10 protein-coding genes are annotated in these 7,769 nt (G+C 60.7%); 4 read left to right on the top strand and 6 right to left on the bottom strand.

Going from position 1 to position 7,769, the window contains the following annotated elements; translation table 11 throughout:
• The first annotated feature begins 200 nt into the window (after positions 1-200).
• The 3 genes from ACIQ09_RS21110 to ACIQ09_RS21100 all read left to right on the top strand — a co-directional run bounded on the left by ACIQ09_RS21110 (position 201) and on the right by ACIQ09_RS21100 (position 3,037).
• Positions 201-839, top strand: coding sequence for a TetR/AcrR family transcriptional regulator (locus ACIQ09_RS21110; RefSeq protein ID WP_168943193.1), 639 nt, complete (start codon positions 201-203; stop codon positions 837-839).
• 50 nt (positions 840-889) lie between these two features.
• On the top strand, positions 890-1,873 hold the full coding sequence (locus ACIQ09_RS21105) for an MDR family oxidoreductase (protein ID WP_398314210.1): 984 nt from the start codon (positions 890-892) through the stop codon (positions 1,871-1,873).
• Between the two features lie 681 nt (positions 1,874-2,554).
• Entirely contained in the window at positions 2,555-3,037 is a 483-nt protein-coding gene (locus ACIQ09_RS21100) for a DUF456 domain-containing protein (protein WP_043387488.1), read from the top strand.
• Between the two features lie 62 nt (positions 3,038-3,099).
• On the opposite strand, the gene ACIQ09_RS21095 is transcribed toward ACIQ09_RS21100, so the two are convergent.
• The 6 genes from ACIQ09_RS21095 to ACIQ09_RS21070 all read right to left on the bottom strand — a co-directional run bounded on the left by ACIQ09_RS21095 (position 3,100) and on the right by ACIQ09_RS21070 (position 7,404).
• Positions 3,100-3,312 carry a hypothetical protein gene (locus ACIQ09_RS21095; RefSeq protein ID WP_197022696.1) on the bottom strand — a complete coding sequence of 71 codons (213 nt, stop codon included), beginning with the start codon at positions 3,310-3,312 and terminating at the stop codon, positions 3,100-3,102.
• A gap of 60 nt (positions 3,313-3,372) precedes the next feature.
• Positions 3,373-4,206 (bottom strand): metallophosphoesterase family protein, encoded by an 834-nt coding sequence (locus tag ACIQ09_RS21090; protein WP_398314207.1) that lies wholly within the window; start codon positions 4,204-4,206, stop codon positions 3,373-3,375.
• The gene (locus ACIQ09_RS21085) at positions 4,203-5,144 is read right to left on the bottom strand and encodes a diacylglycerol kinase family protein (RefSeq protein ID WP_299158251.1); all 942 of its coding nucleotides are present in this window, start codon (positions 5,142-5,144) and stop codon (positions 4,203-4,205) included. Before ACIQ09_RS21085 ends, ACIQ09_RS21090 begins: the two co-directional genes overlap by 4 nt.
• 91 nt (positions 5,145-5,235) lie before the next feature.
• Positions 5,236-6,450, bottom strand: coding sequence for a DUF3616 domain-containing protein (locus ACIQ09_RS21080; RefSeq protein ID WP_231499272.1), 1,215 nt, complete (start codon positions 6,448-6,450; stop codon positions 5,236-5,238).
• A gap of 32 nt (positions 6,451-6,482) precedes the next feature.
• Entirely contained in the window at positions 6,483-7,064 is a 582-nt protein-coding gene (locus ACIQ09_RS21075; RefSeq protein WP_051519707.1) for a hypothetical protein, read from the bottom strand.
• Between the two features lies 1 nt (position 7,065).
• A complete protein-coding gene (locus tag ACIQ09_RS21070) occupies positions 7,066-7,404 on the bottom strand; it encodes an HPF/RaiA family ribosome-associated protein (protein ID WP_168943196.1) in 339 nt (112 codons plus the stop codon).
• A gap of 107 nt (positions 7,405-7,511) precedes the next feature.
• On the opposite strand from ACIQ09_RS21070, the gene ACIQ09_RS21065 reads away from it, so the two are divergent.
• Positions 7,512-7,769, top strand: a 258-nt coding sequence (locus ACIQ09_RS21065) for a LysR family transcriptional regulator (RefSeq protein ID WP_398314203.1), incomplete at its 3' end; no start/stop codon positions are given.

Below are 7,769 nucleotides of genomic sequence, written 5' to 3'. Positions count from 1 at the left end.
CCGATAGACTTATCCACAGCAGCCTGAATGACGGGCGGCTATCGTCCCTGGTCAAAATTCAACCGGTACACCTGGTCAGTTTTAAACCGGTACGGACAGTAGCAATCGCCTCGTTGCGGCCGTTCGAGTCTCGTTGATTCCAAGGGCGTGATGAGAGGGAGGGCTTGTATTAAATGAGACGACCGGTCTAAAATGTGCGCATGGACATACAGCATTCCCAGCTCCGCAAACGTGGCCGCCCGCCAAAGCGGCCCGAAGACACGCTCGAAACGCGCGAGCTCCTGCTTCGCGCCGGGCTTGAGGTGCTCACCGAGAAGGGGTTCGCGGCGACGGGCATCGACGAAGTGCTCAAGCGGGTTGGCGTACCGAAGGGTTCCTTCTATCACTACTTCGATAGCAAGGAAGCTTTCGGGGCTGCGCTGATAGATCGTTACGCGAGCTACTTTGTCCGCAAGCTGGAGCGCCATTTCATTGACGAATCAATGACACCACTCGATCGCCTGAGGGCGTTTGTCGACGACGCACAAGCCGGCATGGCGCGGCACGATTTCCGCCGCGGCTGCCTGATCGGTAATCTCGGTCAGGAGATGGCGGCCCTGCCGGAGAGCTTTCGGGCGCTTCTCAACGCCGTGTTTGACGACTGGGAGCGACGCCTTGCCCGTTGTCTCGAAGCGGCGCAACGGGACGGTCAGATTCCTGCCGCGGTTGATTGCACGCAACAAGCCAGCTTTTTCTGGATCGGCTGGGAAGGCGCGGTCTTGCGCGCCAAACTTGAACGTAGTGCCAAACCGCTCGATATCTTTGCACGGGGATTTTTCACCGGGCTGCAGTGGGCCTAATTTTTTTGACTTTTTATAGACGACCGGTCTAAATCATAGAGGAGATGAACATGTTCAAAGGCATTCTGATCGAGAAGGATGACGCCGGCTATCGCGCCAATCTCAAGGACATCGACGATGCGCAGTTGCCCGAGGGCGAAGTCACCGTCCGCGTCAGTCACTCGACGCTCAACTACAAGGACGGTCTTGCCATCACCGGCAAGGGGCCGGTGGTTCGACGCTTCCCGATGGTGCCGGGCATCGATCTGGTCGGCACCATCGAATCGAGCACCCACGCCGATTACCAGCCGGGCGACAGCGTGCTGCTGAACGGCTGGGGCGTCGGCGAGGGACACTGGGGCGGGCTCGCCCAGAAGGCACGGCTCAAGGGCGACTGGCTGGTTCCGCTGCCCAAGCAGTTTTCGCCGCAGCAGGCCATGGCGATCGGCACCGCCGGTTATACCGCCATGCTGTGCGTGCTGGCGCTGGAGCGCCACGGGGTGATGCCGGCGCACGGGGAAATCCTCGTTTCCGGCGCTGCCGGTGGCGTCGGCAGCGTGGCAACTACCGTCTTGGCGAAGCTTGGTTATACGGTGGTAGCGGTCAGCGGACGGACCGAGGAAGCCGATTACCTGAAACGACTGGGCGCAAGCGAAGTGCTCAATCGCGCGGAATTCTCGTCGCCGGGCAAACCGCTGGGCAAGGAACGTTGGGGCGGCGCCGTCGATGTCGTCGGCAGTCACACCCTGGCAAACATCTGCGCCACCACCAAGTATCGCGGCGTGGTAACGGCATGCGGGCTGGCCGGCGGGATGGATTGTCCGGCGACGGTCGCGCCGTTCATCCTTCGTGGCGTGACGCTGGCCGGTATTGACAGCGTGATGTGCCCGCGGCCGGATCGCCTTGAGGCTTGGCGTCGCCTAGGCATCGATCTCGATGTTTCCAAGCTGGAGATGATCAGCACCGAGATTTCGCTTGCTGATGCCATTCCGACAGCTGCGAAGCTCATCGACGGTAAAATTCGCGGCCGCGTGATCGTTGACGTCAATCGATAAGTGTTGGTGACTCGCCGTAGCAGTCAAACTGTTTGACCATGTGCCCCAGGTCGGCATAGGTCAAATTGTAGTAATAGGCTGCCCGGCGGGTTTCTACATTGACCTGCCCTAGTGTGTCCATACTAGAGCGATGGGTGACTGACCGATTCAGGTTCGTCGCATACGTTGGCTCCAGTTAGCCCTTGGGCCGCTTCTGGCCGGCAGTGTGAGTAGGCGCCCTTGCCCGTAAGCCGACGTTCGCCGAAGCTCAGATCTTTCAATGGCTGCAATGCGGCACATGCGCAACTGAGTACATCCGGCCATCAAGAGAAGCTCGTCCGGAATGCCAGTCAGACAGCAACAGACTGACAGCGGACATTCGGGTTTCGTGGCCCGGGGAATCCTGGTCGGGCACTGCGGACCGTGGGTCTGCGCTCCAACTCGGTCGGCTATGCGTCGGTTACCGGCCAGTCAGTTGCTGATGGAGGGTGTCAGTTTAGGCCATAGCCCGAACCGACCCACAAGAGACATTCATCGTATCGGCGATCCGGCGGAAGGTTTCTGAGCGTAGCAGTCGCACTGAGTGATCGCTGGCTGTAAGCTACTCAGCCAATCTCGTCATACAGGCCAACACTTGAAGTTCAATCAGACACACCCACATGAAAGTCGATACGCGCTCTATTTTGACCTCGAGGGCCGATCTTGGTAATTACCTTTTTATGGATATTGTGTGTTGCCTTGATTTTGCTGGGTTTGGCGGGCACCGTGCTGCCCGTGCTGCCAGGCACCGTGTTGGTTTGGGGCGGCATTGTGCTGGGGGCTTGGATAGACGACTTCGCTCGTGTCGGCATGACCACCGTGGTGGTGGTCAGTGTGCTGGCGTTATTGGCCTGGGGTTTGGAGTATGTAGCCGGGCTCATGGGAGCCAAAAAAGCCGGCGCCAGCAAACTGGCCCTGATGGGCGCAGCGGTGGGCACGGTACTCGGTCTTTTCATGGGCTTGGTGGGCGTGCTCTTCATGCCTTTGGTCGGCGCCGCCGTTGGCGAGTACTTGGCACGAAAAGACCATGCACGCGCTGTCAAAGTCGGCATTGCCACATGGGTAGGGATCATGGTGGGGCTCATCGCCAAAGTCGTGCTGGCTTTCACTATGGTGGGTATTTTCGGCGCGGCCTTGCTGATTTGAAAATACAAAGGCGCGTCAAGACCAGGCGAGTGATCAGGGCTGGGAAGTTTGAAGCGGGTCGTTCAGTGCAGTAGTGTTACGAGTAATACCAGCACCCCAAGGCCCAGATTGATCGCAACCCAGTTGCGGGTCTGTGCCAGGGCCGCACCACCCGCGACCCAATCAAACGCCGCAACGGCAAGGCTTAGCCTCTTGTAAAGCACAACGCGGATGTGCATGAAGATTGCCACTATCGCGATGCCGATCACCGCCATGAGGGTCCAGGCCAGCGGCATCTCGAAGCTGCTACCCGACTGCACCACCTGCGTAGTGATGCGGGTGGTGGCTGCGTGCGATCAGGCGCGTTCTGGCAGTACGGGGGTGACTGAGGTGCGGATAAAGACCTGATCGCGGGGCGCAAAGTCCCACTGCTCGATAAGGCAGAACATCCCCTTTTCGGCCCCGGCCTGCGCCAGATCGCCAGGTGCACCGACTGCCTCGCCCCAGCGCAGGATATTCACCGAGTTGGGCGCTTCGGGGCGAGTACGCGACGAAATGGCGGTACCAGCCTGAAGCACTGAAAGTCGTCGGGACAGGCCATGCACCGCCAGCGTGTAGGGCAGATGTATGTGCCCACCCAGGACGAGGTCAGCCCCGGCCGCCGACCAGGCGTGCAGCGCGGCTTCGTGGCCGCGCAGCAGATTGACGCGTTCTTCTGCCTGAGCCACCGCCGCCGGCTGGTGCACCACCACCAGACGCAACTGCTGCGGGCTGGCCGCATTCAACAGCTTGGCCACGCGCTCAATCTGCACCGAGGACACTTCTCCGTTCTTGTGCCGCCAGGCGCGCGTGGTGTTAACACCGATAACCAGCAGATCGGACGATGCGTGCACGGGTTCGAGATTGCCCCCGAAAGCCTTGGTGTAGCGCGCATAGGGGCTGGTCAGCCGTGACCACAGATCGAACAGCGCAATGTCGTGGTTGCCCGGCACGGCCAGAAGCGGAGCGCCTAACCGGTCGACGAAAGCCTTTGCAGCACGGAACTGGCTGGGCCGTGCGCGCTGCGTGATGTCGCCCGAGAGCACCACCAGATCGGGATGCTGCTGCGCAGCCAGCGCGACAAGTGCGTCGACCACCGGCGGCAGTTCAGTACCGAAATGCGTATCGGAAATATGCAGCACGACACTCATGCCGGAAACTCCGAGCCGGTCGCCGTGGCAGCCTGATCAGGGTTTTGCAGCAGGTACAAGGGCTTTTCCAGCACACGAATGTCGATCGGTGCGCGCATGCGTGCCACTTCGCCATCGAACGCGACCACGAGTTCAGTGTGGTCGGTACACAGAGTAGGTTTGACCACCATGTGCTTGAACTCGAAGCTTTCCACGCCGGCGGCTTCGCCCAGCCGGCCCATCGCTCCGTGCAGCATCAGCTTGAGCATCGACAGCGTGCCAATGGGCCGTAGCATCAGCGCGGCCATGCTGCCATCGCCGGGGGTGCCGGCGATGGTGTCTTCCGGTTCGGCGCCGAACTGTTGCAGTTGCAGCCGGTTGTTGCCGACGAACAGCGTCAGCGTCTGTACATCGCGGACCGCCGAACCCGTCTCGATGTGCAGGCGCAAGCGGCGCTGTGCGCGCAGCAGCGTCGCCCCGGCCGCGACGAACGCCACCCAGCGGCTGCGGCCAAAGCGGGCTTTGTAGGCTTCGCGGTCCTGCAATAGTTCGGGGTAGATCCCCAGGCTGGCATTGACCAGGAAGATGCGCTCGTTGATGGCACCCACCTGCACCGGCACCGGGCGCGCCTGCAGCACCTGCCGGGCCGCAGCTGCCGGCTCGGTGGCAATGCCGTGTGTCCGGGCAAAGTAATTGAAGGTGCCGTAGGGAATGACCCCCATGGCGCAGCCGGCGGCGTGCGCAGCCTGGGCCACTGTATTGAGGCTGCCATCGCCACCTACGGCGATCACCGCCGTATCCCGCGCCACCGCCATTTTGGCGGCCTCGCCCGCTACCTGTGCCAGATCGGCAGGCTGGCAACTCAACAGTTCGCCCTTTCGTCCATGTGCTGCGAGTGCCGACTGGATTACCGTACGCTTGGCCTCGAGGTCGAAAGCCCCAGCGGCAGCGTTGATCACGAACAGTAGCGTTGCCTCAGGGTCGATGCTCGGGGGCGGCAGCGCATCGCGCTGGGGGCTGCCGGCTGATATCGGTCGGGGCTGGCACCTATCAGTCATGCCGCAGCAGATCGCCGAAGACCGTGTACTCGCCATCCTGGCGATCCATGCCGGGCGCGTCGTAGAGTACCAGCCAGTGAGGCGTGCGGCCGGCGATCGCTAGCGGCAGGGCACAGATCGCTTCGGCCCGGTTCGTACCATGGCCGTGGGGTAGCGAAACCGATTCGGTCAGCACCGTTTCGAAACGCACCGGTTCCCGGTTGGCGCTGATTGTGGCTCGGGCGAATGGCCATTTGAAGACACGGATATCACCATTGAGCACCATTGTCGGACCGGCCAGGATGTAAAGATCGTCACCGGAGAAATGCAGGTCGCGCACGCCCAGGCCGTCAAGTTGCAGGAAATGTTTGCGCAGCAGCGTGCCGCTCTCGTCAAGGGGTACCAGGCGGAGTTGATCCCGATGCGCCTCGACTGCGATTTCGAGCAACGCCGACCAGCCGCGCAGCACCGGGCCACGCAGGCCGAGCAGCAGCCGCTGTCCGTCCACCGCCAGACCTTCGATGTCAAAGCCGTTGTCCTTGCCCGGGATCGCCATGTAGGGGCCAAAGTGGGGATCGTCGGCCAGGATGCGGGTGAGCAGGTTCGCCTGCGCATCGCCTTTGAGCCGCAGTGCCTGGCGGCCGTCTTGAGCCTGACGTACCAGGCAGGGCTCACCCTTAGCATCGGGCTCGATGGGCAGACATGCCAGCAGGCGGCGATTGGCGTCGAGCGTCACTTTTGCCAGCCGTTTGGCGTTGTCGGCGTGACCTCGGTCCGGCTTGATGTTCTTGCGCTTGAGGCCATGCGAACCAACCACCCAGAGGTAGCCATCGGCCACCGCCATGCCTTCCAGGTCGGCCTCATCATCGTCTGCACCGGGCAGGTCCAGCAGCTCAGCCAGCGGAAAATCGCGGACTTCGCCAAAATGCAAGGACTCGCCGCCTACGGCGTCAAGGCGGCGCAGGCGATCCAGACCACTGGCTTCGTCGCCTGCCACCCAGAGCCAATCGCCGGTGAAGGCTGCTCCCGACAGGTTGTTATGAACCAGGGAGTCAGGTGCGAACTCAAGACGAACGGCATTCGGGATTCGGGTTTTGGGCATGGGATGGGGTTTCTGGAAAAGATGTTGCGTTGGTCGCCCTACTGATTGACAAGTGCCATCTTCGGTTGGCTTATTCGTCAGCTGCGGGGTGCGATTTGACCACTCACGGGCTTGCAAGGTCATCATGATCTTTCCTTAATTTGCGTTATCTAAAACGGTCATCGGCGAGAGCTCAGGTCGATGGTGACAACATCTTTCTCCTGGACCGAAAAAACCAGTGTGAAGTGCTCGCCGTCCTTGACGAACTCATGGCGCTCTTCCGAGGGTGAGGCTGAGCGAAGCGTCTGCTGGTACCCCAGTGCGGCGAAGCCCTGGATATAGTGGTTTAGAACTTCGGTGAAATCAGCCTTGCCCTGGTAACGCACTTGCACTTGCTGCTCATCGCGTTGCCACTGAACTCGCGCCAGGCCGGGATAACGTGCAACCGGCGCCGGATCGGTACCCGAGACTTCGCGCAGCGGACTTTCCGGCTTGAATCCTGGAACCAGGACGCCCAGTTTTTCCTGGACGCCCGGGATGACCTGCTCGACCTGAGCGGTGGCGGCACGTACAGCTTCCGGTGCAGCGTTGACCCCATCTCTGGCCATACCGAACAACCATCCGGCAGTGCTGATCGCCGCCCAGATGAATAATGCGACAAGCACCAGAAAGGTCACCGACAGGAAAATCCAGGTTCGGCGGCTGATCGAAAAGATACGGCTCAGGAGACCGCGCAAGAGGGGATTGGATAATGGGCTCACGTCATTCCTCCGCCGAAAACACGGGGGTCGGCCCAAACTCCCGTTGCCGGGACAAGCGGCGTTCGAGGCTGCCTGCGGCACGATCGACGGCATGCGCAATCGCCGCCTGCAGATCGCAGGCAACTTCCTCGATCACCACATCCCGCATCCGCGACAGCGGAATACGCAGATGACAGCGCTTGTCGTTGCCGCCACGCGGACCATTGATGTCGGACAGGCTGACGACGATTCGATCGACATCGTGCTCGGCCCAATCCAGACCAAAATTCACACAACGCTCGATGTGCTCTCGCAAATCGTCAGACACTGTGATCCCTTGGCTGCGGATGTCGATCTTCATTCCCTGTTCCTCAGATAGTGAAATAGGGCTTCAAGATAAACAAGGACGAATATTTAAAAAACACAATTTTTTGTGGATAATATTTCGTAAATTTCCGAAATGTCAGCATGAATCACAAACACCTTCATTACTTCTGGACGGTAGCCCGGCTTGGTGGCGTCAGCCGGGCGGCGGAGCAACTTGACCTCACGCCACAAACCATTAGCGGGCAACTGCGTCAGCTTGAAAATGAATTGGGGGCCGCGCTTTTCCGCCCTTCAGGCCGCGGTCTTGAACTGACCGATGCCGGACGGATGGCTCTGTCCTACGCCGATGAAAGACTGCATCTCGAAAGCGAGATGAAGCAGGCGTTGCTGGCGCGCCAG

The sequence above is a fragment of the Zoogloea sp. genome (assembly GCF_044344315.1).
Lineage (GTDB): Bacteria > Pseudomonadota > Gammaproteobacteria > Burkholderiales > Rhodocyclaceae > Zoogloea.
This window is presented reverse-complemented; position numbering and strand designations above follow the sequence as displayed.

What these genes read in the sequence shown, in the direction of transcription:
- ACIQ09_RS21110 (WP_168943193.1), top strand. Translation starts at nt 201, where the DNA reads ATGGACATACAGCATTCCCAGCTCCGCAAACGTGGCCGCCCGCCAAAG.
- ACIQ09_RS21105 (WP_398314210.1), top strand. Translation starts at nt 890, where the DNA reads ATGTTCAAAGGCATTCTGATCGAGAAGGATGACGCCGGCTATCGCGCC.
- ACIQ09_RS21095 (WP_197022696.1), bottom strand. Translation starts at nt 3,312, where the DNA reads ATGCCGCTGGCCTGGACCCTCATGGCGGTGATCGGCATCGCGATAGTG.
- ACIQ09_RS21090 (WP_398314207.1), bottom strand. Translation starts at nt 4,206, where the DNA reads ATGAGTGTCGTGCTGCATATTTCCGATACGCATTTCGGTACTGAACTG.
- ACIQ09_RS21080 (WP_231499272.1), bottom strand. Translation starts at nt 6,450, where the DNA reads ATGATGACCTTGCAAGCCCGTGAGTGGTCAAATCGCACCCCGCAGCTG.
- ACIQ09_RS21070 (WP_168943196.1), bottom strand. Translation starts at nt 7,404, where the DNA reads ATGAAGATCGACATCCGCAGCCAAGGGATCACAGTGTCTGACGATTTG.